General features: G+C 28.5%; 25 protein-coding genes. 13 read left to right on the top strand and 12 right to left on the bottom strand.

Features of this window, described 5'->3' with window-relative positions:
* Positions 1 to 121 precede the first annotated feature (121 nt).
* Both FIA58_RS05170 and FIA58_RS05165 read right to left on the bottom strand, forming a co-directional pair.
* Positions 122 to 709, bottom strand: coding sequence for an LURP-one-related family protein (locus FIA58_RS05170; RefSeq protein ID WP_140960805.1), 588 nt, complete (start codon positions 707 to 709; stop codon positions 122 to 124).
* Positions 709 to 1,527, bottom strand: coding sequence for a DUF6929 family protein (locus tag FIA58_RS05165; RefSeq protein ID WP_140960802.1), 819 nt, complete (start codon positions 1,525 to 1,527; stop codon positions 709 to 711). Before FIA58_RS05165 ends, FIA58_RS05170 begins: the two co-directional genes overlap by 1 nt.
* 63 nt (positions 1,528 to 1,590) lie before the next feature.
* Here FIA58_RS05165 and FIA58_RS05160 point away from each other — a divergent pair, with 63 nt between their 5' ends.
* The 6 genes from FIA58_RS05160 to FIA58_RS05135 all read left to right on the top strand — a co-directional run bounded on the left by FIA58_RS05160 (position 1,591) and on the right by FIA58_RS05135 (position 8,007).
* On the top strand, positions 1,591 to 2,472 hold the full coding sequence (locus FIA58_RS05160) for a PPK2 family polyphosphate kinase (RefSeq protein ID WP_140960800.1): 882 nt from the start codon (positions 1,591 to 1,593) through the stop codon (positions 2,470 to 2,472).
* A gap of 7 nt (positions 2,473 to 2,479) precedes the next feature.
* On the top strand, positions 2,480 to 3,292 hold the full coding sequence (locus FIA58_RS05155; protein ID WP_140960796.1) for a helix-turn-helix domain-containing protein: 813 nt from the start codon (positions 2,480 to 2,482) through the stop codon (positions 3,290 to 3,292).
* A 66-nt stretch (positions 3,293 to 3,358) separates the two neighbouring features.
* Entirely contained in the window at positions 3,359 to 5,140 is a 1,782-nt protein-coding gene (locus tag FIA58_RS05150; RefSeq protein WP_140960794.1) for an erythromycin esterase family protein, read from the top strand.
* A 352-nt stretch (positions 5,141 to 5,492) separates the two neighbouring features.
* Positions 5,493 to 6,866, top strand: coding sequence for an MATE family efflux transporter (locus tag FIA58_RS05145; protein ID WP_140960791.1), 1,374 nt, complete (start codon positions 5,493 to 5,495; stop codon positions 6,864 to 6,866).
* Positions 6,863 to 7,771: a prohibitin family protein gene (locus FIA58_RS05140; RefSeq protein ID WP_140960788.1), complete on the top strand. Its 909-nt coding sequence runs from the start codon at positions 6,863 to 6,865 to the stop codon at positions 7,769 to 7,771. Before FIA58_RS05145 ends, FIA58_RS05140 begins: the two co-directional genes overlap by 4 nt.
* An 8-nt stretch (positions 7,772 to 7,779) precedes the next feature.
* On the top strand, positions 7,780 to 8,007 hold the full coding sequence (locus FIA58_RS05135; protein ID WP_140960786.1) for a hypothetical protein: 228 nt from the start codon (positions 7,780 to 7,782) through the stop codon (positions 8,005 to 8,007).
* A 2-nt stretch (positions 8,008 to 8,009) separates the two neighbouring features.
* Here the strand turns inward: FIA58_RS05135 and FIA58_RS05130 are convergent, their stop codons facing one another.
* The 3 genes from FIA58_RS05130 to FIA58_RS05120 all read right to left on the bottom strand — a co-directional run bounded on the left by FIA58_RS05130 (position 8,010) and on the right by FIA58_RS05120 (position 10,802).
* Positions 8,010 to 8,648: a response regulator transcription factor gene (locus FIA58_RS05130; RefSeq protein ID WP_140960784.1), complete on the bottom strand. Its 639-nt coding sequence runs from the start codon at positions 8,646 to 8,648 to the stop codon at positions 8,010 to 8,012.
* A gap of 1 nt (position 8,649) precedes the next feature.
* Entirely contained in the window at positions 8,650 to 9,426 is a 777-nt protein-coding gene (locus FIA58_RS05125) for a sensor histidine kinase (RefSeq protein ID WP_140960782.1), read from the bottom strand.
* A 629-nt stretch (positions 9,427 to 10,055) separates the two neighbouring features.
* Positions 10,056 to 10,802 (bottom strand): hypothetical protein, encoded by a 747-nt coding sequence (locus FIA58_RS05120; protein WP_140960778.1) that lies wholly within the window; start codon positions 10,800 to 10,802, stop codon positions 10,056 to 10,058.
* Positions 10,803 to 11,199: 397 nt separating this feature from the next.
* Between FIA58_RS05120 and FIA58_RS05115 the strand changes: the two genes are divergently transcribed.
* The 3 genes from FIA58_RS05115 (at position 11,200) to FIA58_RS05105 (ending at position 15,874) form a co-directional block, all read left to right on the top strand.
* A complete protein-coding gene (locus FIA58_RS05115) occupies positions 11,200 to 11,475 on the top strand; it encodes a class I lanthipeptide (RefSeq protein WP_140960777.1) in 276 nt (91 codons plus the stop codon).
* Between the two features lie 103 nt (positions 11,476 to 11,578).
* A complete protein-coding gene (locus tag FIA58_RS05110; RefSeq protein ID WP_140960776.1) occupies positions 11,579 to 12,757 on the top strand; it encodes a lanthionine synthetase C family protein in 1,179 nt (392 codons plus the stop codon).
* A gap of 6 nt (positions 12,758 to 12,763) precedes the next feature.
* On the top strand, positions 12,764 to 15,874 hold the full coding sequence (locus FIA58_RS05105) for a lantibiotic dehydratase (protein ID WP_140960775.1): 3,111 nt from the start codon (positions 12,764 to 12,766) through the stop codon (positions 15,872 to 15,874).
* Here the strand turns inward: FIA58_RS05105 and meaB are convergent, their stop codons facing one another.
* A complete protein-coding gene (gene meaB, locus FIA58_RS05100; protein ID WP_140960774.1) occupies positions 15,875 to 16,957 on the bottom strand; it encodes a methylmalonyl Co-A mutase-associated GTPase MeaB in 1,083 nt (360 codons plus the stop codon).
* A 101-nt stretch (positions 16,958 to 17,058) separates the two neighbouring features.
* Here meaB and FIA58_RS05095 point away from each other — a divergent pair, with 101 nt between their 5' ends.
* Positions 17,059 to 17,970, top strand: a complete 912-nt coding sequence (locus FIA58_RS05095; RefSeq protein WP_140960773.1) for an AEC family transporter — start codon at positions 17,059 to 17,061, stop codon at positions 17,968 to 17,970.
* Between the two features lie 63 nt (positions 17,971 to 18,033).
* On the opposite strand, the gene FIA58_RS05090 is transcribed toward FIA58_RS05095, so the two are convergent.
* Positions 18,034 to 18,234 carry a hypothetical protein gene (locus FIA58_RS05090; protein ID WP_140960771.1) on the bottom strand — a complete coding sequence of 67 codons (201 nt, stop codon included), beginning with the start codon at positions 18,232 to 18,234 and terminating at the stop codon, positions 18,034 to 18,036.
* 284 nt (positions 18,235 to 18,518) lie between these two features.
* Between FIA58_RS05090 and FIA58_RS05085 the strand changes: the two genes are divergently transcribed.
* Both FIA58_RS05085 and FIA58_RS05080 read left to right on the top strand, forming a co-directional pair.
* Positions 18,519 to 19,916 (top strand): FAD-binding oxidoreductase, encoded by a 1,398-nt coding sequence (locus tag FIA58_RS05085; RefSeq protein ID WP_140960769.1) that lies wholly within the window; start codon positions 18,519 to 18,521, stop codon positions 19,914 to 19,916.
* A 116-nt stretch (positions 19,917 to 20,032) separates the two neighbouring features.
* On the top strand, positions 20,033 to 20,728 hold the full coding sequence (locus FIA58_RS05080; RefSeq protein ID WP_140960767.1) for an outer membrane beta-barrel protein: 696 nt from the start codon (positions 20,033 to 20,035) through the stop codon (positions 20,726 to 20,728).
* An 85-nt stretch (positions 20,729 to 20,813) separates the two neighbouring features.
* Here the strand turns inward: FIA58_RS05080 and FIA58_RS05075 are convergent, their stop codons facing one another.
* Positions 20,814 to 21,233: a nucleoside-diphosphate kinase gene (locus FIA58_RS05075; RefSeq protein WP_140960765.1), complete on the bottom strand. Its 420-nt coding sequence runs from the start codon at positions 21,231 to 21,233 to the stop codon at positions 20,814 to 20,816.
* 221 nt (positions 21,234 to 21,454) lie between these two features.
* Between FIA58_RS05075 and FIA58_RS05070 the strand changes: the two genes are divergently transcribed.
* A complete protein-coding gene (locus FIA58_RS05070; protein ID WP_140960763.1) occupies positions 21,455 to 22,024 on the top strand; it encodes a DUF4494 domain-containing protein in 570 nt (189 codons plus the stop codon).
* Between the two features lie 81 nt (positions 22,025 to 22,105).
* Here the strand turns inward: FIA58_RS05070 and FIA58_RS05065 are convergent, their stop codons facing one another.
* The 4 genes from FIA58_RS05065 to FIA58_RS05050 are packed head-to-tail and all read right to left on the bottom strand — an operon-like array spanning position 22,106 to position 25,599.
* Positions 22,106 to 24,328: a nitric-oxide reductase large subunit gene (locus tag FIA58_RS05065; RefSeq protein ID WP_140960761.1), complete on the bottom strand. Its 2,223-nt coding sequence runs from the start codon at positions 24,326 to 24,328 to the stop codon at positions 22,106 to 22,108.
* An 18-nt stretch (positions 24,329 to 24,346) separates the two neighbouring features.
* Positions 24,347 to 24,682 carry a cupin domain-containing protein gene (locus tag FIA58_RS05060; protein WP_140960759.1) on the bottom strand — a complete coding sequence of 112 codons (336 nt, stop codon included), beginning with the start codon at positions 24,680 to 24,682 and terminating at the stop codon, positions 24,347 to 24,349.
* Positions 24,683 to 24,684: 2 nt separating this feature from the next.
* Positions 24,685 to 25,116, bottom strand: a complete 432-nt coding sequence (locus tag FIA58_RS05055; RefSeq protein WP_140960757.1) for a hypothetical protein — start codon at positions 25,114 to 25,116, stop codon at positions 24,685 to 24,687.
* A gap of 48 nt (positions 25,117 to 25,164) precedes the next feature.
* On the bottom strand, positions 25,165 to 25,599 hold the full coding sequence (locus tag FIA58_RS05050) for an RrF2 family transcriptional regulator (protein ID WP_140960754.1): 435 nt from the start codon (positions 25,597 to 25,599) through the stop codon (positions 25,165 to 25,167).
* Positions 25,600 to 25,635: the final 36 nt, after the last annotated feature.

The following is a 25,635-nucleotide window of genomic DNA, read 5'->3' as shown; positions in this document are numbered from 1 at the left end:
CTTTTCTATATAGAGCGCAAAAGTTGGTAAAAGGTTGGGAGAGCCTTTAAATATTTTTTAAAAATAAATAAAGGCATACGTTTTTTATTACATATGCCTTTAAATTTTTGTTTTTCTAAAACTATTCTTTAAAAACCATATCAATACACATTACAGCAGCCAAAATAAGCTGTCTTACTTTGTCTTCTGGATCTACAGAAGCATTGATGTTGAGTACATAATTATCAGCACTTGTAAAAAGCTCTTTACCTATTCCTGCCCATTTTTTAGAAACATTAGCTAGTTCTTTGTTTTGTTGCATAAATTTAAAATCCCAACCTGTCCATTTTCCTTGAAGTGTACAAAGATGTTTATCATTTGCATCATGTATTTCAAATTTTCCTCCAAAAGAAAAGAATTTTTGTTTGAAAACACCAACTAATTTTTCATTTTCATCAAAAACATCCACATCTGATCTAAAAAGGGTAACACCTCTTTTAACTGAAAGGATTTTTTTTCCTTGAGGATCACTAATTACAATATGAAAAGGAGTCATTCTTTTGTAATCTGTAAAGCGAAATAGTTTAGTGAAGAAACCTAGATTTGGTTCTCTACAAGTCATCATTACAGAACCACTTTCAGGATTGTAGATGTCATAATTATTGGAAGCTTTAAAGATGCCTACGTGTTCTTTTACTAAAAACACATTTTTAGATAAAATTGGATTCATTACTTATTTATTGTTAGTTTATAAATTTTTGATTTTAATTGTTCATCATCATTATCTTCACAAAGAAGAAAAGTGAGTAGAGTCTCATTTTGTTGATATAATGTGATACCTTCAAATTTATGTTTTTCTGACAGAAAAAGTGTTTTTGTAATTACAAAATCGTCAAGTCTCATTTTACATAAAAAAGTACCTAGTATTTCTCCATCATCATAAGTAGAGATTGTGTTTTCAACTGCTGCTAAAAAATAGATGTTTTCAGTAACAAGAATGGCATCAGTAAATGAAGATTCAATTCCATTAAGTGCAGGAAGGGTAATGGCTTTAAAAGTGAGAGAATTTGTGATTTCATCTAAAATAAAAATTCCATTTGCAGCATGTATAGAATTCCCTCTTTGAAAGAAATAGGTTTTTTCTGAAGTATTAATTAATCCTTCAATATTTAATTCTTCTTTTGAAAGTGAAGTCAATTTTTTGAAACGATCAAAAAGTTTTGTATAATCAACAGTTTTGCTTTTTTTAAATTTTAAATCAAAAATCTTACCCTTATTTCTTTTTTCAGTTGAACCGGAACTAAGAATAATGATTGTATTGTCTTTTAGATTTATAGCTTCAAAATCAGGTTTGTCTTTCTTTGGAATGTTTTCTTGAGGGTTGTTGTCCAATGCATGTTTTTCAAAATGGTCATTGTCCAAATTCAGCTCATATAAAAAAGAACTATTATCTGAAATGATAAAAAGTAAATTATTATGATATAAAATGCCAGATGCGGAACCTATTCCAATAATTTCTTGAAAAAGTTGTAACTGGAATTTTTCCATTTTATTTCGATAATTTTTTTCGGTTGTAAAAATACATTTATCTTTATAAATAAAATTCATAAAATGAAAAATATAAATTGTGAAGATTTAAGAGCTAACGAAGCTATTCAACTTAATACAATTCCAACTTTTATTGATGTAGCTACTTCAGAAAAAAAGAAAGAGAAAAAACTACAGAAAATCAGAGAAAAACTTAGTAGGATTCAAGACACATTGTATGCACATAACAAATATGGAGTATTGATTTGCTTACAAGGTATGGATACAGCTGGAAAAGACAGTCTAATTCGTGAAGTCTTTAAAGAATTTAATGCGCGTGGAGTAGTGGTGCACAGTTTTAAAACACCAAATTTAATCGAATTAGAACACGATTATTTATGGAGACATTATTTGGCTTTGCCAGAAAAAGGAAAATTCTCAGTATTTAATAGAACACATTATGAAAATGTTTTGGTTACAAGAGTGCATCCTAACTATATTTTAAATGAAAATATTCCTGGTATTGAATCCGTTGAAGACATAACTCCTGAATTTTGGGAAAACCGTTTTGAAAGCATCAATGCCTTTGAAAAACATATTACGACTAATGGTGTTATTGTATTGAAATTCTATTTGCATTTAAGTAAGGAAGAACAGAGACAGCGTTTGTTAAGAAGATTAGAAACCGAAAAACACAATTGGAAATTTTCTCCTGGTGATTTAAAAGAACGCGAACTTTGGGATGATTATCAAAAATGTTATGAAGAAGCGATTAATAAAACTTCAAAAGAGCATGCTCCGTGGTACATCGTTCCTGCAGATAATAAAGAAACTTGCCGTTATTTAGTAGCTAAAACTATTTTAGAAACGCTAGAAAAATATAATGATATAAAAGAACCAGAACTAGAAGACGAAGTAAAAGATAATATAAAAATGTATCATGATAAGTTAAGTAGCGAGAAATAGAGATTAAATGAAAATAAGAATATTTGAACCAAAAGATATTAGGTTAAAAAAATATATAGAATACTTTTATGAGACTGAATTAGAAGATGAAAGCTATTTTGCATTTCCACATTTTAATTTACCTGTTTCTTATGTAGATAATTCTATTGTGAAAATAATCGATAATGAGGTTTTTATAGAAAACATGGAAAACTTGAATAATAGTTTTTTTACAGTTAATAAGTTTGTTCTTCCTATAAAAATAAATATAATTGGTAAAGTAAATGATTTTTGTATAGTATTTAAACCATATGGTTTAGTTCAATTTTTAGAAAATACCTTAGATTGGAAAAGTTCTAGAGATATTTTTTTGATAAATTTTTTTAACAATTTTAATTTTCCTCTTTTAGGTATAAACTCAGATGAAAAAGTAACATATATTTCTAATTTTTTACTTGAAAAATTAATTGAAAAGCAAGGGACAGATATCGTTATCAAAGCAATTGAATTAATGGATAAAAATGAATTATCAATTGATTTAATTGCTAAACAATGTAATTGTAGCCCGAAAAAGCTTTATAGACTTTTTAAAAGTTTATGTGGTGAAAGTCCAATCACATTTAAAAAAATAATTAAGTTTAGAAAATCATTAGAAAAAATAAAAAAAGTAAATCCAGAATTTAATTTAACAGAAGTAGCATTAGATTCAAATTATTATGATCAGGCAAATTTTAATAATGCATTTAAAAAATTGACTGGAGAAACACCAAAACATTTTTTTAAAAAGACTCAATCAATTTCTCAAAAAAACATTTATTTTAAAATTATAAAAAAAAGTTAATGTCTAATTAGTACAATTTTTACGTTAGCATTTTATGAATATTTGTCTAAATAAAAATTAGAAAATATGAAAACATTTTTAAAATTACTGTTATTCTCATTATTTGTTAATGGAAATTTAATTGCTCAAGAAACTTCGGATGAAAAGTATAATCTAGATTTTGAAATACTAAAAGAAAAAGGATTTAAAGATTGGAGTCTCTTTGGAAACGATAGTTATGTAATTCTTCAAGATTCATTAAATCAATATAATGGACGTTATTCAGCCATTATTGAATATAAAGAAGGTAAAGAGGGTTTTAAGGCACTTTCTTTTAATATTCCAGCATCTTATTCAGGAAAAAAAATTAAACTTACAGGATTTGTAAAAACAGAAAATGTTGCTGATGGTTATGCTGGCTTATGGCTAAGAATTGATCCAGAAGTTGGTTTTGACAACATGAATAATAGAGGAATAGTAGGAACAACAGATTGGAAAAAGTATGAAATAGAATTAGATTATAACTCATTAGTTGCAGAAAAAATATTAATTGGTGGATTACTTGTCGGAAAAGGGAAAATGTGGATTGATGATTTAACATTAACTATAGATGATAAGGATTTTAAAATATTGCCTAAAGAAGAAAAAAAGCCAGTTAGTCAAGAAACTTTAAAGAAAACGACAAATAAAATTGTAAAAAATATGTCTGATATAAGTTTTGCAACTGATAAAAAGTTAGACAGAAGCTTAGATAAATTAATTAAAGATATAGGTGATAGTAAAATAGTTTCTATTGGTGAAGATACTCATGGTACATCTGAGTTTTATAAATTAAGAGAAGCAATTACAAAAAAACTAATAGATGAAAAAGGATTCAATCTTGTTATTCTAGAAAATCCTTATGATGATATAGAGTTACTAACTCAAAGTTTAAAAAAGGAAGAAATATCAAGTTTAATGAAAAAGCATTTGTTTTCAATATACCAAACTAAAGAGATGCTTTCTTTTTTAAATTGGTTTAAGTCTAAGAAAGATATAAAATTTAAAGGATGTGATGATTCTTATTGGGTTTTAAGTAGTTTGTTAAAAGATGAAATTCTCAATTTAAATAATGATTCTATTAATAAATTATTTAATTGCATAGAAGAAAAAATAGTTTTAAGTGTAGATGATTATTTAAATAAATATCCAAATGCATTAATTTTACCCAAAAATAATTATGGATTAGGAGCAAGTATATATGAGGATTTAATGAAACTTGAAAATATTTTAAATAAAGAAAATATTTTAAATGATAAATTAAAAGAATTAATTTTTAATGCAAAAACAAGTTATGTGAATTTTTTGAATATGACTAAAAATAAAGAAATTCAATCTAGGGATGAAGTAATGGCAAAAAGAATATCTTACTTAGCTAAAGATCCAAATGCAAAAATAATTATTTGGGCTCATAATGCTCATATATCTAATAAAATAATCATTGGAAATGAAATTGGAATTATGGGTAGGGATTTAAAAAATGAATTTAAAGAAAATTATTATTCAATTGGATTAAGTTCTCTAAAAGGAACACATTCTTATATAGAAAATAAATTTATTAATGGAGATCACGATTTTAGCGAAAAACTTTTATTGAACACTATTAAAAATCAGCCTAAAACTTCATGGGAACTTATTTTTAATGAATTAAATAAAAAACCATATTATTTTAATACAAAAAATTTGCAAAAAGAGGAAGTTATAGAAAATTTAAAGCTTGTAGGATATGGAAAAGAAAGTGATTTGGATTATTATAAACTTAACCCTTTTGTAATGTTTGATACAATATTTTTTATTGAAACTACAAATGGGACAAGTCCTTTAGACTAAAAAGATGAAGAAATTAGCTTCTCTAATAGATAGTTTTTTAATACTATTATAAAAAGAAGTTGGTTTTTTGGAAATCCAAGAATTATATTATTTGAAGATTTAAACCAATATTATGAAAAAATAGAGTGATTTTTAGAAGCGAATGGCTTGTTTTTTTTGTTGTCCCTTTTCCTGCTGTTCACGTTATCTTTTACAAGTTTTCAACTTATAAAAGGATGCTGTTCCCATCAGGGCCTAGCTAGGTTTTGTATTGTTTTCTTGTAAAACAAAAAGTAGAATGATTTATTTCTGATTTTTAACTTCTAGTTTCTAACGTTCAATTTCCTACCTTTGCATTCAAATTTGCAAAAAAATGACACTGTCGACCTATACGAAAGAATTTTCATATAATTTAAAATTGGCTTATCCTATTATTTTAGGAATGTTAGGTCATACTGTTGTTGGTATTGTGGATAACATTATGGTAGGTAAACTAGGTCCAACAGAATTAGCAGCGGTATCTTTAGGTAATAGCTTCGTTTTTATTGCTATGTCACTTGGAATTGGTTTTTCAACAGCTATAACACCGTTGGTTGCTGAAGCAGATGGAAAAGGAAATGTTGAAAAGGGTAGAAGTGCTTTTCATCACGGTTTGTATTTGTGCACAATTTTAGGAGTATTCCTTTTTACAATTATCTATTTTTCAAAGCCATTAATTGCTTTTATGGGACAACCTGGCCATGTAGTGGAATTAGCAAAACCTTATTTAGATATTGTAGCTTTTTCATTGATTCCACTAATCATGTTTCAGGCTTATAAGCAATTTGCTGATGGAATGAGTGAAACAAAATATTCTATGTGGGCAACCATTTTGGCAAACGTAGTAAATGTTGTTTTAAACTACTTATTAATCTATGGAATTTGGTTTTTTCCTAAATTAGGTATTGTTGGTGCTGCCATTGGAACTATTGCCTCTCGTTTTGTAATGTTAGGGTATATGCATTACATGATGAATTTAAAAAAGAAATTTCATCCTTACTTTAAAGGTTTTTCGCTAAAAGAAATTAAAAGAGAGGTCAATATAAAAATAATCAAATTAGGATCGCCTTCAGCCATGCAAATGTTTTTCGAAGTGGCATTATTTACAGGTGCTATTTGGCTTTCAGGAAATTTAGGAACTACAAGTCAAGCAGCCAATCAAATAGCTTTAAGTTTAGCTTCCTTTACTTTTATGTTTGCTATGGGATTGAGTGTTGCAGCAATGATTCGTGTTGGGAATCAGAAAGGGTTAGAAGATTATAAGAAGTTACGATTAGTTGCTTTTTCTATCTTTTTATTGGCTATTTTTCTAGAGATCATTTTCGCCACTTTCTTTGTGCTTTTCCATGAAAAATTACCAGGTTTATTCGTTGATTTAAATAATTTAGAAGATTTAACTAAAAACACAGAGGTGGTTGCTATTGCAGCTCAATTATTATTAGTAGCTGCTGTTTTTCAAATTTCAGATGGTATACAAGTAGTTGTTTTAGGAGCCTTAAGAGGTTTGCAAGACGTTAAAATACCTATGTATATTACTTTTATTGCCTATTGGGTAATTGGTTTTCCAATTTCAATTTATTTAGGCTTATATACATCACTTGCAGCATCAGGAATTTGGATAGGACTTTTAGCAGGATTATCAGTAGCTGCAATTTTATTGTATATTCGCTTTAATTATTTAACCAAAAAATTAATTTTACAAAAATGATAGTAGCAGCAATATTTGGAATCATATTAATGGTAATAAGCCTTGTTATTAAATCTCAAAATGGAGCTTTTAATAAATTGGTTAATCCTTTAAAGTTTATTGGTTTATTTATAATTATAATAGGTGTTTTATCTTCACTTTTTGTACAAATAGAAGCAGGAACTGTTGGTGTTAAATCGTTATTTGGAGAGGTAAAACCCACTATCTTGGAAAGTGGTTTACATATTGTAAATCCAATGATAGAGGTAACTCCTTTTGATATTCAAACGCAAAACTATACTATGTCTGCTCTAAATGAAGAAGGAGCAAAACAAGGAGACGATGCTATAAGAGTACTTTCTGCAGATGGTTTAGAAGTAGTGATAGATTTAACCGTACTTTACAGGGTTGATCCAGTAGAAGCACCAGTGATTTTTAAAAAATTAGGAGTAACTTATTCTGATAAAATTGTTAGACCAGTTACAAGAACAAGAATTAGAGACAACGCTGTTTTTTATGATGCAGTGGCATTATATTCTTCAAAAAGAGATGAATTTCAAGATAAAATTTATAAATCTATTGAAAATGACTTTAAGAAAAGAGGTATTATTTTAGAGGATTTATTAATCAGGAATATTAACTTACCTGCTTCTGTTAAAACGACTATCGAATCAAAAATTAATGCCGAACAAGAAGCTCAAAAAATGCAGTTTGTTTTGCAAAAAGAAAAACAAGAGGCAGAACGTAAAAGAGTGGAAGCTCAAGGAATTGCAGATTATCAAAAAATTATCTCTTCTGGCTTAACTGATAAACAATTACAATATGAGTCCATCAAAGCACAATTAGAATTAGCTAAATCAACTAATTCAAAAGTAATACTAATGAACGGGAAAGGAAATGTACCCATTTTACTTTCAGATAAATAATTAAAAATATGACTTTACCAAAATTTGTCATTGCAGACAACTCCGATTTTCCGGATGATATTTTTATCATCCATTTAGATTTCCCTCAATTCATTATCAACTTGAAAGATGATGAGGTAGAGTTTTTAGATGATATAGAAGAAGAAGATGAGAAAGAACTAGAGTCTGAAATGGAACATTTAATTACACTTGCAGGTGAATTTTACGATAGAGAAATGGAACGATATGAAGAGTAAAACTACTCTTCATATCCATTTTTTATAGCATATACAGCAAGACCAACTCTAGTTTTTAATTCTAATTTTTCAAAAAGGCTATCCCTATAATTTTCAACGGTTCTAGGACTGCAAAACATTTTTTCCGAGATTTCCTTATAGGTCATTTCAGTAACAGTATATTTAAGAAATTCTTTTTCTCTATCTGAGATTTTTATTTCGTTTGAATTATTGTGGTTGTAATGTAAGGTAGAAAGGACTTTACTAGTAGCCCATTCTTGAAAATATTGTCCGTTTTTTAAAATTTTTTGTAAGGCTTCTTCTAGTTCTTTTGGATGTGCATTTTTTAGCATATATCCTTTAGCACCATTTTTTATCATTTTAATTAAACTTTGTTCGTCATCTTGCATGCTCAAAGCCATAATTAGAGTATTTGGATAATCTTTTTTTAACCAATTGGCCGTTTCAAAACCATCCATTATTGGCATACTAATATCTAGTAGAACAATATCAGGTATTGGATGTTGATTGATTTTATTTTGTAATTCTAATCCATTTTCGCAAACATATAACACTTCAAACGCTTCAAAATTTGATATGATGCTACTCAATGCATTTGCGATTAAAAGATGATCATCAACTACAACTATCGTTTTTTTCATTTTAATGAGGTATTTTTATAGTTAGTTTTGTGCCTTTATCAATTGAACTTTCAAAAACATATGTTCCTCCAATTATTTCAGCTCTTTTTTTCATATTAAGCAACCCTATTCCATTAGACTGCATTTTAATAGTATCGAAACCTTTTCCATCATCTTCCAATTGCAACTCTATAAAACCGTTATTTTTTTTAAATGTAACTTTAATGTTTTTGCAGTTAGAATGTTTAATACTATTCTGTAAAAACTCTTGTGTAATCCTTAATAAGATGCTTTTGATTTGATAACTTTGCAGTTCAATTTTTGGAATATATAAAAAATGAACGCTACATTTCTTTAGTTCATTAATCTTTTTACATTCTTCTTCTAGTAATTCAGCAATTGGATTTTGTTCAATACTGTCATCGGTTAAGGATTTAGATAATTGTCTTAATTCACTTAATGAGTCATTAATTATAGTACTAATATTTTCAATACTCTCGTTAATATGAGGAGCTTTGTTTTCATAAGCTAATTGTTGGGTGTACAAACTAGCCAAAGTTAATTTCTGACCAATATTATCATGAATTTCCCTTCCTATATATTGCATCGTCTGAGTTTGAATTTCTAACTGTGTCGTTAGTAATTCTTGTTGGTGTTCCCTTTGTTGATGCTGTAACTTATCTTCGTGCTCTTTCTTTTTTAATTTATATTGTTTGATAAAAACGACTATACCTATAAGAAATAAGATAAAGAATAAATTAAAAAGAATGATAGTAACTATGATTTCGGTTTTCCCCATATAAAAGATGCTGTGAATAATATATACATAATACAATTAGAAATTAAAAAATAAAGGTAATAGATATTCCATATATCAGGTTCTTTCAATAAGAGATAGTACAAACTAAAAAAAGGTAATGTTCCAACATAAAATAACATTATTCCAATATTAATATAAAACATTTTATTCTTTTTGAATGCTAATATATCATCATTTTGTATTTGTTTCTTAAATTCTAAAAAAACGAGTATCATTAGTAAAAATGAACCAATAGTATAATTGAAAGAATAAACGATTTTTATTTTTTCAAAAAATAATTCAACTGGAATGAAAGATAAAAAGTATAAAAATGAAAAACTATAAAATATTTTTTTGTTTTTTAATGATTGCATTGCATATAACCAATAAAAGAAAATGAATTCTATAGGGATTCCAATAAAAGCAAAATATTTTTCTTTTTTTAAATGGACAAGTCTAAAAAATGTATCACCAAATTTTTCAATTAGAAATACATAGATAAGATAGAGAATAAACCACTTCCAATAAGATTCTTTAACTTTTTTATAATATACAATTGCTATTATGGCTGTCAAAAATTGAATCCATAGTAGCAATGTACTTATTTCTGGTTGATATTGATACATATATTAAAAGCCTTCTACACCATTTGAGGTTGCTGGAGGAATTAAGCTTCCGTGATTTTGAGCACCCGTACTTAAATTTTGATTGGAAGTAAGACCAGATAAGCCCATCGTTCTATTTAATGAGTTAAGATTGTTTGGATCAAAAGTATAACCTAGACGATCAAAAAGACCATTAGGATAAGTAATAGGGTCTAAAGGATTAAAGTCTGAATTTGTTCCGTTACCTTTAGCATCTAAAGTGGGAACCATTACTAGGCTATGTAAATTCCCATATGCTAATCTTTCTTTTTTTAATTTTTCATCTTTAACTTCAAGAAATGCCATTAAATCATTAAATCTGCTCCAAATTTTGTTTTCAGGGTAAGCAGTATAATAGATTCTAATACCTAATTTTTCTTTAGTGATGTCCATGCTTTTTAAATCTTCTACTGTTGCTGCTTTATTAAGTGTAGTTTTTTCAATATGATAAATAAACTTTTTTAAAGTTTCTAAATCAAACCAAATAGAATGTGCATCATCATTAGGAACAAAGCGGGAATGTGTATTTATGAAATCTAATTGATTTTTTTTATAACCTTTAACCATAGTATGAATTAAATCTACAGATAATTTACTTATAGAATCATCAGGATAATCCATACATATTTTGTTTGAGCATGGACAAGGTGTTGAAGTTGTTTTTCTTGGCGGGAATTTATAAATATAAACTCCAAAGGCAAATAGTACAGCGATTAAAATTCCAGTTATCATATTGTTTGTTTTTAAGTTTATGAAATTACTTTTTTTATTCATTACAAAGAAACAACTCTTCTGATTTTTTTTAAATAGTTGATAAACGCTTTTAGTTAGGGTTAAATCACCCATTTTAAAGATTCCTTCTTAGATTATTTCTGTTTTTAAAATAGGAATGTTAAAAAATGAAGAAAATCGGGTAATGTTTTTTTAAATGCTACACTTATTAATATTGAATGATATTATGAATCTTTTATTCGACTAAATAAGGTAACATTTAGTCTTTATTATTGATATAATAATAGAACGATTATAAAAATACATGTAAGTGCACATACATGTTTGGGAGTAAACCTTATAATCCGATTAGTTCACGTAATGAAATAAACAATATTAATTTTAAAAAATTTTAATCATGAAAAAACTTAAATTCTCAGGAAAATTAAACTTGAACAAAGAGACAGTGGCAAAATTGACAGAAGATCAAATGAAAAATATTAGTGGTGGTTATCCTATTTTGGGTATTCCATCAAATATTGAAAATTTAGGAGGAACTATGGAATGGGCTGTTGGTACAAGTGGAAGAAATACTTGTAATTGTGAAGGAATGAATTGTGGCGGTAATGTTGCTGGTCCTTCTGGAGGAGATGCAACTGTTGCAGTTGGTAATGGAGCAGCTGTAAAAAAATAGTAAGAACTATTTAGTTAAATGATTTGTTAAAATAAATCAGATAATGAGAGGCTGATATTTATGTCAGTCTCTTTTATTTTAATCTTCTATTAAATAAAATACTATGTTACAAAAAGTCAAAGATTCAGTTTCACTAATTGAAAGCAAATTGCAATTGCAAAATCAAGTAGAGTATAATTTATATTATACTCATGGAGGTTTTTTGTTGTTTCAGTTTTTGTTTACCAAATTAGGAGTAGCAGAGAAGAGTCATGATGTTTTTGAAAATAAGCTAATTGATTTTTTAGAACACTTTCAAGAGTCTAAAGAAATTACTTTTAGCGAAGGTATTTCAGGAAACATTTGGTTATTAAATTATTTGGTACAGAATGAATTAATTGAAGATTTATTGCCAACAATAAATAAAGAAATACAGGATTTGTTGTCTTTGAATAGTAAAAACTTTAATCAAATAACAAATTATGACTTTTTACATGGTTCATTAGGATTATTATTTGTAACAAATAGTTGTAAAAAACTGTTAGGAGAAAAATTTGTAATGGATTTAACAACAGATTTTTTGAAAGGGTTAAAATCCAATGAAAGGGGAAGTTATTATAACAATTGGTTGAGTGTCTTTGAAGTGAACAAAAGAGTTGCCGATAATACGGATATCAATTTGAGTTTATCACATGGATTACCTTCAGTTGTAATCATTTTGTCTCAGATAAATATTCCAGAAAGCAAAGAAATTGTTGGCAATATTTTAAAATTAATTAAATCTTATGAATCAACATCTCATACTCTTTCACTTTATCCAAGTGTTATAAAAGTGGGTCATGAAATTGAATATAAATCAAGATTGGCTTGGTGTTATGGAGATATTGGTGTAGCATTTGCTTTTTGGCAAGCTGGCAAGTTATTTAATAATGAAGAATGGAAAAATGAAGCTATTCAAATCATGCTACATGCTTCAAAAAGAAGAGATTTAAAAGACAATTTAGTTGTTGATGCAGCGTTCTGTCATGGGACTTCAGGGTTAGCTCATATTTTTAATAGGTTTTATAAAGAAACAGGAATTCAAGATTTTGATGAGGCACGTTGGTATTGGTTAGAACAAACATTTGTAAAACTTGAAGATGAAAATAATTTAGAAAATTTTAAATCATTTCACGGAATAAAGGGTTGGACTTTAGATTATAGTTTGTTAGATGGAATTGCAGGAATTGGGTTGGCCATGTTAGGATTTCTAACAGAGGATATAGAAGATTTGAATTGGGATAAATGTTTATTATTAAGTTAAGGAGTTATGAAGTTTTTACCACAATTTATCGTTAGAACACCATTAGTGTCATTTGGAAACAAAACAGATGAAGCTATTTTTTCTGAAGCATTATATTTATCAACACCTGTTTTATATGATGAATATAAAAAACATATTATTAAACCGATTGAGACTGAAAAAGGACTAAAAAAACTTAACGTTTCGTTATACAAATACGAATCTAGAGCTAGTCAGCGTTGTACACCATTTGGCTTGTTTGCAGGATTAAGTATAGGAGAATGGAAAGATAAAAATCAAATTGTAATAAATTCAGATTTAAATGAAACACTAATTCGTAGTACAAGATTAGATATGAATGTCTTAAATTCATTAGTACAAGAATTAACTAAATTAGAAAGTGTAAAGAGATATTTGAAATTTTTCCCTAATACAAGTATTTATCAAGTAGGAGAGAATTATAGATATATTGAATATTATTATAGTAATGCTAAACGATTTCATAAAATTTGTAAAGTAGATTATTCAGAATATTTAGAGTATATTTTGAATCAATCAAGTAAAGGTTTGACTACTATTGAATTAATAAATTTACTCGTTGATGATGAAATTACAATTGAAGAAGCATCAGAATTCATACAGGAATTGATAGATTCTCAAATCTTAATAAACGAACTCGAGCCTACTGTTACAGGAGCAGACTATTTTAATTCTGTATTAAATAAACTGCAAAAAATATACGAGTTAAATAAAGATGCTAATTTATTTCAAGTATTGAATACATTAATTTCAGTAAATCATTCAATAAAGAAAATAGATGTAACTATTTTAAATGAAGTGGAATCATATAGGCAAATTCATGAACAACTAAAAACGATTTTACCTGATTTGGCAGAAACCAATTTATTCCAAACCGATTTGTACAAACAAACCGTACAATCAGAAATAGATAGTAAAGTGCAAGAACAATTAAAAGAGACACTACAATTTTTAAATAAAATTACACCAGTAAACACTAATGAGAAACTAGAAAGTTTTAAAAAACGTTTTCTAAATAGGTTTGAAGATGATACAGTTCCTTTATTGTTGGCACTTGATGTAGAAACAGGTGTTGGTTATATGGAAACAGGAAATCATGGAATTAATGATTTAATTGAAGATGTTTATATTCCAAATGCAAACTATGGAAGCGAATTGAAATGGAACGCATTACAATCTTGTTTATTACATTTACTTACAAAAAGTAGAGAAGAAAAGAAAAAATGTATTGAAATATCAGAAAAAGATTTTCCATTAATAGATTTTTCAGAAAATAATTTACCATCTTCTTTTTCAGCTATGTTTAAGTTATTGGATGCAGAAACCAATAATATATATATAAGTGGAGCAGGAGGAAGTAGTGCTATAAATTTATTAGGAAGATTTGCAGTAGGAAATGAAACAGTAAACGAAATAGTAAATACAATCTCAAAATTTGAACAAGAACAGTTTCCCAATAAAATTCTCGCTGAAATAGTACATTTACCAGAAAGTAGAACAGGGAATATTTTGGCTAGATCAGCTTTTAGAAAATATGAAATTCCCTATTTAGCAAAAAGTGCAGTAGCAGATGATTTTCAAATAAAAATGGAAGACCTCTTTATTAAAATAAGAAATAATAAAATCATATTATTCGATAAAAGATTACAAAAAGAAATTATTCCTCGTTTAGGAAATGCGCATAATTTCGGATTTAATAGTTTACCAGTTTATCATTTTTTATGTGATTTACAAACTCAATATTTCTCAAAATCTTTTGTAGGTTTTCACTGGGGAATATTAGCGAATCAATTTGATTTTTTGCCAAGAGTGGAATATCAAAATTCAATACTAAGTGCAGCAAAATGGCAATTAAAACAAAAAGATTTAGCACCATTACAAAATAAGAAGAAAAGTAATGTTGAAAAACATCACTATTTTTTCGAGTTGAAAAATAAAATAGAACTTCCAGATCTTTTCCTAATTGTGCAAAGTGATAATGAATTATTAATTGATACTAATAACCCTATTGCAGTTGATACTTTCATAGACATTATTAAGAAAAGTAACGAAGTTATACTTGAAGAATATTTATTCACAAGTAAAAAAGCATTAGTGCAAGATACCAATAATGAAATGTTTACCAATGAGTGTATCGCAATTGTTTTAAATGAACAAAAAGAAAGACATCAAATCCAGAATGATTTTCAGTTAAAAAATATTACTAAACAGCAATTCTCTATAGGAAGTGAATGGCTATACTATAAAATATATAGTGGAGCAAAAACTGCTGATTATATATTGACTGAAAAAATAAAAAAAATCACTAAAAAACTGATTGAGGAGAAAGTAATAGATCATTGGTTTTTTATTCGATATTCTGACCCAGAGACACATTTAAGATTTAGATTACATATTAAAGATATAGTAAAATATGGTTATATTCTACACTATATTAATACAGAATTAGAACCACTTATCAATGAAAATAGGATTTCTAAAATTCAAAATGAAACTTATAAACGCGAACTATATAGATATGGTGATAATACTATAGAACTTGCTGAGCTGTTTTTTTATAACGATAGTAAATTTGTCGTAGAAATGTTAGATTTACTCGATACAGAAAACGGTGGAACTATTCGATGGCAAATGGCTATAAGATCAGTAGATGCTTTTCTAGATGATTTTGGATTTGATTTAAATCAAAAATATGAGCTTATTGATGTTCTTAGTGATTCTTTTTTTAAAGAACATGGAGGACAACAAATGTTAAAAGTCTCCTTAAATACTAAATATAGAAATCTAAGAAAACAGATGGAACAGCTTTTAGACAAAAGTAGTGAAGCGCAAGAAGAGTATTATCCAATAATTGAATTAATAGAAAATAGAAGTTTGTCAAATAAGCCTTTAGTGAAGCAATTACTGCAAATTGAAAAAGAGAAAAGACTACAAGTAACTATCAATAATTTAATAGCAAGTTTATTACACATGAATTTAGACCGATTATTTATGGGAAAAAATAGAACGAATGAATTTGTTGTATACGAATTATTGTCCAGATATTACAAAGGACAAATAGCTAGAAAAAAATATGAGGTAAAAGAACAAGTGGTATAATTACTTGTAATAGTGTTCCAATAAAATTTGAGCAGCTGCAAAAGGTGAAATGACATTGTTTTGCACTGCTTTTTTATTGCTTTCTAATAAAGGAATAATATCAGGATGACTGTAAAACCGAGTTTTCAATTGTTCGTTAATCGTTTCTAACATCCAAAATTGACTCTGCTCTTTACGTTTAACCTGAAAATAAACATTGGCTTTTGCCATTTCTAAATAGGCTGAAATTATTTGCCAAACATCGTCAATTCCTTCTTTGGTAATAGCACTACAAGTAGTTACTTTAGGAACCCAACCACTTTTTTTAGCAGGAAATAAATGCAATGCTCTGTTAAATTCAGTTTTTGCTAACTTAGCTTTGGAAATATTATCACCATCTGCTTTATTGATTACAATTGTATCTGCCATTTCCATAATTCCTCTTTTTATACCTTGTAATTCATCACCAGCACCAGCAATTTTCAATAGTAAAAAGAAATCTACCATGCTATGAACAGCAGTTTCACTTTGGCCAACACCTACAGTCTCTATAATGATGGTGTCAAAACCACAAGCTTCACATAAAATGATTGATTCTCTAGTTTTTCTTGCAACACCTCCTAAACTGTCACCAGAGGCACTCGGACGAATAAAAGCATTTTCATCTTTAACTAGTTCTTCCATTCTAGTTTTGTCACCTAAAATACTACCATTACTTATAGACGAACTTGGGTCAACTGCTAAAACAGCTACTTTTTTACCTAAAGAGGTTAAGTGTTTCCCAAAAGCTTCAATAAAAGTACTTTTTCCAACACCTGGAACACCTGTTATTCCTATTCGAACTGACTTATTAGCAAAAGGTAAACAACCTTGTATTACTTCATTAGCTTTTGTCAAATGATTCACATTGGTACTTTCAATTAAGGTAATAGCTCTACTTAAAGCAATTTTGTCACCGCTACAAATCGAATCAATTAATTCAGTAGCAGAAGGTTGTTTTCTTCTAAATTGCTGAATGTTTTTGGCAACAGTATTACTAATGGATTCTGGTTGATTCACTCCATTAATTTCTGATAAAGCCGATTTGTTTTTTTTGTCTTCCAATGAAAATAAGTCTTTGTGTAAAAGTACAATTTTTTTGAAAAAAAACGACTTTACAATCAATAATCAAATAATGCTTTTACCTTTGTGTTTCATTTCAAAATATGAGTAATATTCTTTTAATTTTCATTTGTTTGTTTGTAGGAGTAGCTTTTCAATTTGTAAAAGCATTTCCTAAAAATATGCATTTGTCTTTAAATCAATTTGTTATTTATATTTCATTACCAGCCTTAGGTTTATACTATATTCCTAAAATTCAAATTTCAACAGCTTTATTGTATCCTTTAGGAATTGCTTGGTTAGGATTTGGATTGTCATTTTTGTTTTTTTATTCAATAGGAAAAAAGTACGGTTGGTCTAAAAAATTAACGGGTTGTTTAATTGTAACCGCTGGTTTAGGAAATACATCTTTTGTTGGTTTTCCTGTCATTGAAGCTTTATATGGAAGTGAAGGAATGGAGACGGCTATTATTGTGGACCAACCAGGGTCTTTTGTAGTAATGGCAACTTTAGGAATTATTGTAGCCACTTTATTTTCTAGAGAAAGTTTAAGTACTAAAGCAATGGTGTTGAAAATTGCTTTATTTCCTCCTTTTTTAGCATTTTCAATCGCTTTATTAATGAATTTTGTTCAAATCGATTTTCCACTAATATTGCAAAGTGTTTTCAAACGAATAGGAGAGACAGTAACTCCAATTGCCTTAGTAGCTGTAGGATTACAATTGAAGATAGAAAGAGAAAGTAAGCATTGGAAATTTCTTTGGCTAGGTTTAGGATTCAAATTACTATTTACTCCTTTGTTTTTTTATATTTTATATCGAAAATTATTTAATGCATCTGGCTTGATGATTGATGTTTCAATTATAGAAGCAGCTATGGCACCAATGATTACAGGAACCATTTTAGCATCAAGTTATGGTTTAAAACCAAAGTTAGCTAGTATGATGATAGGAATTGGCATTCCATTGTCATTTTTAACATTGGCTTTCTGGTATTATATTTTAAGTTGTTTTTAAAAAAAAATACACAATAAAATAATTTATGTGTATTTTTTATATCGTTAAGCTTTTAAAGTAATTTTATAACTCATTAGCAGAGAATTTTACATTTCTTAATTCAGGTCTTTCTTTTGTGAAATTCACAAACCATACAGCTAGTTCTTCTAATTCATTAACTAATAAAAATTTTATTGCTTTTACTAATTCTCTACTAAATAAAGCAGGGTCAAAACTAAGTTTTTCTAAAGTTAATTTTGTACGATTAATCATTGTGTTTGACATTTTTAAGTTTTTTTTGGGTTATCCAAATTTAATCAAAAAAAAATATCAACCAAAAAATGTTGAAAAAATATTCAATAGCATCACAATTTTTCTTTGAAATGTCATTTTGTCAAAATACTCTCTATTGTTTTTTAGTTGATAAGTGGTTTGTTATCAATTATTTAGTGGGTTTTGTGAATGTTTAGCTTATTTTTGTGCTTTTTTAAATTTAAAGTTGAAATTGTTCGTTTTCTCGTAAAAACCACGTTTTTTTTCTACTTTTATAACCTAAAATTCCTTATAAAATGCAAATTATATCAGAATATCTTAATAAACTTGAACAAATTGTAGGTAGTAAAAATATTTTTACAGATGAAGAAACTAGGAGGAATTACGGTCATGATGAAACGGAAGACTATAATTTTCCTCCTCAAGTTGTTGTAAAACCAGCTACAGTTGAAGAAGTTTCTTCCATTATGAAATTGGCTAACAAACATCAAATTCCTGTTACACCTATTGGAGCAAGAACAGGTTTGAGTGGTGGTGCTTTGAGTATTCATAGAGGTATTGGTTTATCTATGGAACGTTTTAATAAAATTCTGACTATTGATGAACAAAATCTACAAGTACTAGTTGAACCTGGAGTAATTACACAAGTTTTAAGAGAAGCAGTTGCGGAAAAAGGGTTGTTTTATCCAGTTGATCCAAGTAGTATGGGAAGTTGTTGGATAGGTGGTAACATTGCAGAAAATTCTGGTGGTGCAAGAGCAGTGAAGTATGGTGTAACGAAAGATTATGTTTTAAATTTAGAAGTGGTTTTACCAAATGGAGAAATCATTTGGACAGGGGCTAATACCTTAAAAAATTCAACAGGCTATAATTTAACGCAATTAATGGTTGGTAGTGAAGGAACACTAGGAGTAATTACTAAAATTGTATTGAAATTGATTCCCAAAGTGAGTCATAATGTATTAATGTTGGTTCCTTTTTATAAATCCGAACAGGCCTGTGAAGCAGTTTCTGCAATTTTTAGAGCAGGAATTGTACCAAGTGCTTTGGAATTTATGGAACGAGATGCAATTGATTGGACCATGAAGTATGTGGATGGAGTTAGTGTACCCATAAAAGAGACTATTGAAGCTCATTTACTAATTGAAGTGGATGGCAATTATCCAGAAGTTTTATTTCAAGAAGCTGAAAAAGTTGCAGAAGTATTAGAGAAATTTGAAATTGATGAGGTTTTATTTGCGGATTCCGAAGAACAAAAAAATGCATTGTGGAAATTGCGTAGGGCTGTTGGTGAAGCAGTGAAATCCAATTCGGTTTATAAAGAAGAAGATACTGTTGTGCCAAGATATGAATTGCCAACTTTACTAAAGGGAGTAAAAGAAGCAGGAAAAAAATATGGATTTCATACTATATGTTATGGTCATGCTGGTGATGGTAATTTACACATCAATATTGTAAAAGGAAATATGACTGACGAAAATTGGAAAACAGAAGTTCCAAAAGGTATTGTCGAAATTTTTGAATTGACTGTAAAATTAAAAGGAACACTTTCAGGCGAACATGGAATTGGTTATGTACAAAAAGACTATATGTCTATCGCTTTTACTCAAATGGAATTAGACTTAATGAAAGGAATAAAAAAGGTATTCGATCCAAATCATATTATGAATCCTGGGAAAATTTTAAATATGTAAAGGAAAAGTTAAGTATAATAATTTATAGTTAATCTTTTGTAATTAAAAGTTAAGACCGATTCAAGTATAGTTGTTTCGCAAATATATTTGAGGAATTAATTTTTAAAACAAAAACAATGAAATTTTTTTTAGTTACTGTATTTACAGTATTTACGTTCACATTTGCTAGCGCACAAGAGGAAGCTCAACCTCAAGAATTTGGTTTTCAACAAAAAGATATTTTTGTGGAAGGGAACTTTGGTTTTTCAAGCTCAAAAAATACTAATTCTGATGTTATTGGAGATTACAATGAGAATAAACGTAATTCAATTAATTTCAATCCTAAAGTGGGTTATTTTGTTACGGATAAATTAGCAATAGGGCTTAGATTAAATCTTATCAGTTCTAATTTTGAAAGTACTCAATTTACTAATCCTAATTTAGTGCGCGAAACTAAAAGTAATGCTTTTAGTGGAGGATTGTTTGGCCGTTACTACTTCTTGGAATTAGGTAAAAGGTTTAAAACCTATACTGAACTTGGAGTTATTTTTGGTTCTTCTAAATCTGAAACTTCAGAGATTGGAAATCCTATTTTAATTGATGATAATTCTTATAAATATTTCAATACAAGCTTAGATTTAGGAATTCAATACTTTCTAACATCTAGAATGGCAATAAATTTTAGTTTAACCAATCTCTTTTATTTTAGTTCCAATAAATATAAAGATAAATTAAATGAAACAGAAGGAAGAGGTTCTGGCTTTGGGGGTGATTTAAATATATTTAATAATTTCTTTAACGCGACTTCTTTTGGTTTAACCTATAAATTGTAATCGAGAAAAGGTCATAATAAAAATCCCGTTTTGAAATTTCAAAACGGGATTTTTTATATATAATTTTTGAATTCTAATTTCTAAATTAAAACTGCTCTCTTCCAGCAAAATGAAAAGCACCTTCAATAGCAGCATTCTCATCAGAATCTGAACCATGAACCGCATTTTCACCAATTGATTTAGCATATTTTTTACGAATAGTTCCTTCAGCAGCATCAGCAGGATTAGTAGCACCAATTAAGGTTCTGAAATCTTCTACAGCATTGTCTTTTTCTAAGATAGCAGCAACAATAGGTCCTCTTGACATAAATGCTACTAATTCACCATAGAAAGGTCTTTCACTGTGAACAGCATAAAATTTTTGAGCATCTGCTACTGTTAATTGTGTTAATTTTAAAGATACAATTTTAAAACCACCTTCAGTAATCATGTTTAAAATACCACCAATATGTCCGTTTTCAACAGCATCTGGTTTAATCATTGTAAAAGTTCTATTCGTTGCCATAACGTTTATCTATTTTTTTAAATTTGGTGCAAAAGTAGTCTTTTTGTTTTTAGTTTAAAAAGTTTTGTACAAACTATTTACATTTTTATTAGGATGAATTTAATTAGGAATAAAATTTTTGTAATAAATCGAAAAACAAAAATTGTGAATATCTATTTCTAAAAAAATAACGATTCTTTTTCATTAAAATTTATCTTTGGCATCCTTAAAAAAATAGAATTATGAGTGCAATTTGGTATGAATGTAAAGTGAAGTATAGAAAAATTGATGAGAACGGAGTACAAAAAGTAACTACCGAACCTTATTTAGTAGATGCTATTTCTTATACAGAAGCAGAAAAAAGAATCAATGAAGAAATGGCAGCTTATGTTAGTGAAGAATTTAAGATTACGAATATAAAATTTGCTAACTATGCAGAAATTCATCCTTTTGAAAAAGCAGATCGATGGTTTAAATCCAAAGTCTCTTTAGTGGCTTATGATGAAGAAAGTGGTAAAGAACGAAAAACAAGCATGTATTTATTAGTGCAAGCTAATGATGTAAAAGAAGCGTATGATAATACGGTTCATGCGATGAAAGACACTATGGGCGATTATACAATTCCTGCTATTTCAGAATCACCTATTATAGATGTTTTTCCTTATTTTAGTGGAGAAGAAGGAGATTTAGCTGCTCTAGAAAAATTCAACACAATTAAAGCATCTAAAATTGAAGTTGATGAAATGGAAGATCCTTTAGATATTGAAGAAGTAGATAATGAGGTTGTTGTAGAGGAAGATATGGAGATGTAATAATAGAATTTAAAACACAACCTCACTTATTTTTTTAAAATGAGGTTGTGTTTATAATGGTTTTATAAATAATAAGTGTGTTTATTTTTCTTTCCTTTTAAAGTTATAAATAGTTTCCCTTATGGTAAACCAACTGAAGTAGAAAATACCCACTGAGAAAATAATATCACCAATCATGCGTAACCATTTTAAGGTTTGCACAGTAGGTGAATATAACAATTCTGAATCTCTTGCAAAAGAGTATCCTATTGTTATTGATGTATAAGCTTGAATAATACCAATAGGAAGTAAGCTAAAAATTACCATAGCAACAAGTCCAATATTTAAACACCAAAAAGCCCTTTTCAGTTTTGTACTTTCCCATACACGATCTGAATAGAAACGTAAGCAGATAAGAATAAATCCCATTCCTAACATTCCATAAACCCCAAATAATGCAGTATGTGCATGAACAGCGGTTGTATTTAACCCTTGAATATAATATAATGCAATAGGTGGATTAATTAAGAAACCAAAAACTCCAGCACCTATAAAATTCCAAAAAGCAACAGCTATAAAGAAAAAGATTGGCCATTTGTATTTTTGCATCCAAGCTTTACTTTTTAAGAGATTCCAGTTTTCTCTAATTTCAAAACCCATTAAGGTAAGTGGAACTACTTCTAAAGCACTAAATGTGGCACCTAAAGCAATGGCTTGTATTGGTGTTCCAGAAAAATATAGATGATGTAATGTTCCAATAATTCCACCAGCTAGAAAAATTGTGGCAGAAGCAATAGAAACTCTTCCAGCTGTTTTAGTTGCAATAATTTTCATTCGTGAAAAAATAAAAGCAATAACTACAGTAGCAAATACTTCAAAGAAACCTTCTACCCATAAATGGACCAACCACCATCTCCAATAATTAATAACAGGCAAACTACTATTTTCTCCATACATTAACCCAGAAAAGAAGAACATTCCAATAGCTATTACCGATACCAATAAGATAATTAATAAATCTTTTGATTCATCATTCTTACGAATTGCATAAAAAATATGACGACCAACCATTACAACCCAAAGCACTAATCCAACCGCAAGAAATAACTGCCAAAAGCGTCCTAGATCCATGTATTCATAACCTTGATGACCAAAGAAGAAATTAGTAGTTAAATCTAAAAATTGATGTACACCTAACCATTCTCCTAACATAGAACCTAAAACAATAATTAATAAGGCTACGAAAAGGAAATTGATACCAAAAACTTGATATTTCATTTCTTTACCTGAAATCATTGGAGCTAAGAATAAGCCAGTAGCTAGCCAAGTGGCTGCAATCCAAAATACGGCTAATTGTGTATGCCAAGTACGAGAAATAGAGTAGGGAAGATAGTTGGCCAAGTTAAACCCAAAGAACGCTTGGCCTTCTACAGTATAATGTACAGTAATTATTCCTAAAATGACTTGTAAGCCAATTAATAAGGAGATTACAATAAAATATTTTAAAATAGCTTTTTGTGAAGGGAATAATTTCAAATTAATCAACGGATCATTTTCAGGTTTGGTTATTAAATCTCCTTTTTCATGATTTAATAGATAATAATAGGTAAGTATTCCAATGAAGAGCAATAACAAAACGATTGATAATCCTGACCAAATTATAGAATCATCCGTAATATTGTTATCAATTAATGGTTCGTGTGGCCAATTGGAAGTATAAGTATAGTCTTGATTAGGTCTATTAGTACTTGCTGCCCAAGACGTCCAGAAAAGAAAAGCATTCAATTGAGCTAATTTTTCTTTGTCAACTAATGCTCCTTTTGGAATAGCATATTCAGTTTTTCCTTCTGAGAATATTTTTGTATAATGTTTTATGTTATTTTGAATAGCTTCATAACGTTCTTGTGATATTGTAATAGTATTAGTGGAAGTGTCAAAAGTATTCGTTTTAATATGTTGAATTAACCTAGCTTTTAAAGCAGCTTTTTTTTCTGTATCTAATTGTTCATACGACATGTTAAAATTACTTTTAGCCCATGCCTCTAGCATAAAAGCAGCTTCTTTATGAATCCAGTCTGCTGTCCAATCTGGAGCCACATAACTACCATGTCCCCAAATTGAACCCACTTCCATACCACCAATAGATTCCCAAACGTTTTGACCTATTTGTATATCTTCTTTGGTGTAAACTACTTCCTTAGAGTTTTTTATGATTACCTTTTCAGGAATAGGAGGTTGGGTTTGATAGATCTCAGTTCCCACCCAAATTAGTGCAATAAAGGATAGCACAACAACACTAATAAATGCAAGCCATATTTTTTTCATTTTCTTCTTTTTAAGTTTTTAAAGTACTTTGTTAACACGCTCTACGGTGTCTTTTTTGTGTAATGTTAATCGAATAATTGAATTTTCAATACCAGTTAAATCATGAGCTACATTGGCTTCAAGCGAAATGATGTCTCCTTTTTTTAAATGATGTTTTGTAGTGTCTACACCAAATTGAATTGCGCCCTCAAACAGTTCTATCACAATAGGGAAAGGAGCTTTATGTGCTTTCATTATTTGATCTTTTTGAAGTAAAATTCTAATTTCTTTTGAAGACTCTGTTTCTAAGAGTACCGTTATTACAGGCTTTAATTCATTATAGACACAGTTTTCTATAAGCGACGTTTTTTTCATTATTATAATTGTTTAAATTGATTTTTACCAAATAAAAAAAGGCAGACTACTTTTATGATTTCTAATGTTACGAAAACAAAATGAAGTTGACTTTTTGGGACTATAATTTCTTGTATAATTTTGGTAGCTCTTTCATTTAATTCAGGTAATATCCAAAAGGTTTGTAATAAAAGAATTGTATAAGCAATACCAAAATAGAGATTGATTGTTCTACTATTTTTTAATTGGAGTAGAAATAAAATTATAATACTACTACTTAAGAATAATTCAACCTTATTGAGTGCGGCAAATACAAGTTGCCCAATTCCTAAGCCTAGAGCTGTTGTAATGTTTGGTGCTCTAAATTTTAACCAAGCTTCCATGAAGCTAATTGCACAAACAAAACCTATCCAAATAAAGAGGGTAGCAATTGTTATTTTTAATTTAGTTTTCATATTAAAATAGTAAAAGATCTTTTTATCTTTTATTTGTTTTTTAAAAAATTATCTTTTTAAACAGAAATTTTGAGTATTCATATCTTTAACTAGCATTTCTAAAGAAGTACTTTCAAGCATTTTTCTTAGCTGCTCTCTAATAGCTATAAATTTAAAATGGAGAGGGCAAGGAGAATTTGCATTGCATTGTGTCAAACCCAAACCACAACCTGTATAAATAGAATCACCATCTATAATCTTGACAACTTCACCAAGTGTAACAGTTTTCATTTTCTCTTTTTCTATAATGAAACCACCATAAGGACCTTTTATAGACGTAATAACATTGTTTTTTGTAAGCTGTTGCAAAATCTTAGCTGTAAATGCTTGTGGAGAATCAATAGCTTCAGATATAGTAGTTAAACTTACCTTATTATTCTGCTCGGTTTGTTGGGCAATATAAATTATTGCCCTCAATCCATATTCACATGATTTAGAAAACATAGCTTATTGATTTAATACTGCAAAGATATAATTTTT

This window comes from Flavobacterium jejuense (assembly GCF_006491595.2).
GTDB lineage: Bacteria > Bacteroidota > Bacteroidia > Flavobacteriales > Flavobacteriaceae > Flavobacterium > Flavobacterium jejuense.
Note: the sequence above shows the minus strand (reverse complement) of the source record. Positions and strands in the feature narration are given on the sequence as shown.

Excerpts from the sequence above, each read along its gene's own strand:
- FIA58_RS05070 (WP_140960763.1), top strand. The coding sequence starts at position 21,455 with ATGAGTGCAATTTGGTATGAATGTAAAGTGAAGTATAGAAAAATTGAT.
- FIA58_RS05095 (WP_140960773.1), top strand. The coding sequence starts at position 17,059 with ATGAGTAATATTCTTTTAATTTTCATTTGTTTGTTTGTAGGAGTAGCT.
- FIA58_RS05160 (WP_140960800.1), top strand. The coding sequence starts at position 1,591 with ATGAAAAATATAAATTGTGAAGATTTAAGAGCTAACGAAGCTATTCAA.
- FIA58_RS05060 (WP_140960759.1), bottom strand. The coding sequence starts at position 24,682 with ATGAAAAAAACGTCGCTTATAGAAAACTGTGTCTATAATGAATTAAAG.
- FIA58_RS05120 (WP_140960778.1), bottom strand. The coding sequence starts at position 10,802 with ATGATAACTGGAATTTTAATCGCTGTACTATTTGCCTTTGGAGTTTAT.
- FIA58_RS05150 (WP_140960794.1), top strand. The coding sequence starts at position 3,359 with ATGAAAACATTTTTAAAATTACTGTTATTCTCATTATTTGTTAATGGA.
- FIA58_RS05165 (WP_140960802.1), bottom strand. The coding sequence starts at position 1,527 with ATGGAAAAATTCCAGTTACAACTTTTTCAAGAAATTATTGGAATAGGT.
- FIA58_RS05050 (WP_140960754.1), bottom strand. The coding sequence starts at position 25,599 with ATGTTTTCTAAATCATGTGAATATGGATTGAGGGCAATAATTTATATT.
- FIA58_RS05080 (WP_140960767.1), top strand. The coding sequence starts at position 20,033 with ATGAAATTTTTTTTAGTTACTGTATTTACAGTATTTACGTTCACATTT.
- FIA58_RS05055 (WP_140960757.1), bottom strand. The coding sequence starts at position 25,116 with ATGAAAACTAAATTAAAAATAACAATTGCTACCCTCTTTATTTGGATA.
- FIA58_RS05140 (WP_140960788.1), top strand. The coding sequence starts at position 6,863 with ATGATAGTAGCAGCAATATTTGGAATCATATTAATGGTAATAAGCCTT.
- FIA58_RS05170 (WP_140960805.1), bottom strand. The coding sequence starts at position 709 with ATGAATCCAATTTTATCTAAAAATGTGTTTTTAGTAAAAGAACACGTA.
- FIA58_RS05130 (WP_140960784.1), bottom strand. The coding sequence starts at position 8,648 with ATGAAAAAAACGATAGTTGTAGTTGATGATCATCTTTTAATCGCAAAT.
- FIA58_RS05155 (WP_140960796.1), top strand. The coding sequence starts at position 2,480 with ATGAAAATAAGAATATTTGAACCAAAAGATATTAGGTTAAAAAAATAT.
- FIA58_RS05090 (WP_140960771.1), bottom strand. The coding sequence starts at position 18,234 with ATGTCAAACACAATGATTAATCGTACAAAATTAACTTTAGAAAAACTT.
- FIA58_RS05115 (WP_140960777.1), top strand. The coding sequence starts at position 11,200 with ATGAAAAAACTTAAATTCTCAGGAAAATTAAACTTGAACAAAGAGACA.
- FIA58_RS05135 (WP_140960786.1), top strand. The coding sequence starts at position 7,780 with ATGACTTTACCAAAATTTGTCATTGCAGACAACTCCGATTTTCCGGAT.
- FIA58_RS05125 (WP_140960782.1), bottom strand. The coding sequence starts at position 9,426 with ATGGGGAAAACCGAAATCATAGTTACTATCATTCTTTTTAATTTATTC.
- FIA58_RS05085 (WP_140960769.1), top strand. The coding sequence starts at position 18,519 with ATGCAAATTATATCAGAATATCTTAATAAACTTGAACAAATTGTAGGT.
- FIA58_RS05075 (WP_140960765.1), bottom strand. The coding sequence starts at position 21,233 with ATGGCAACGAATAGAACTTTTACAATGATTAAACCAGATGCTGTTGAA.
- FIA58_RS05105 (WP_140960775.1), top strand. The coding sequence starts at position 12,764 with ATGAAGTTTTTACCACAATTTATCGTTAGAACACCATTAGTGTCATTT.
- FIA58_RS05110 (WP_140960776.1), top strand. The coding sequence starts at position 11,579 with ATGTTACAAAAAGTCAAAGATTCAGTTTCACTAATTGAAAGCAAATTG.
- FIA58_RS05145 (WP_140960791.1), top strand. The coding sequence starts at position 5,493 with ATGACACTGTCGACCTATACGAAAGAATTTTCATATAATTTAAAATTG.
- FIA58_RS05065 (WP_140960761.1), bottom strand. The coding sequence starts at position 24,328 with ATGAAAAAAATATGGCTTGCATTTATTAGTGTTGTTGTGCTATCCTTT.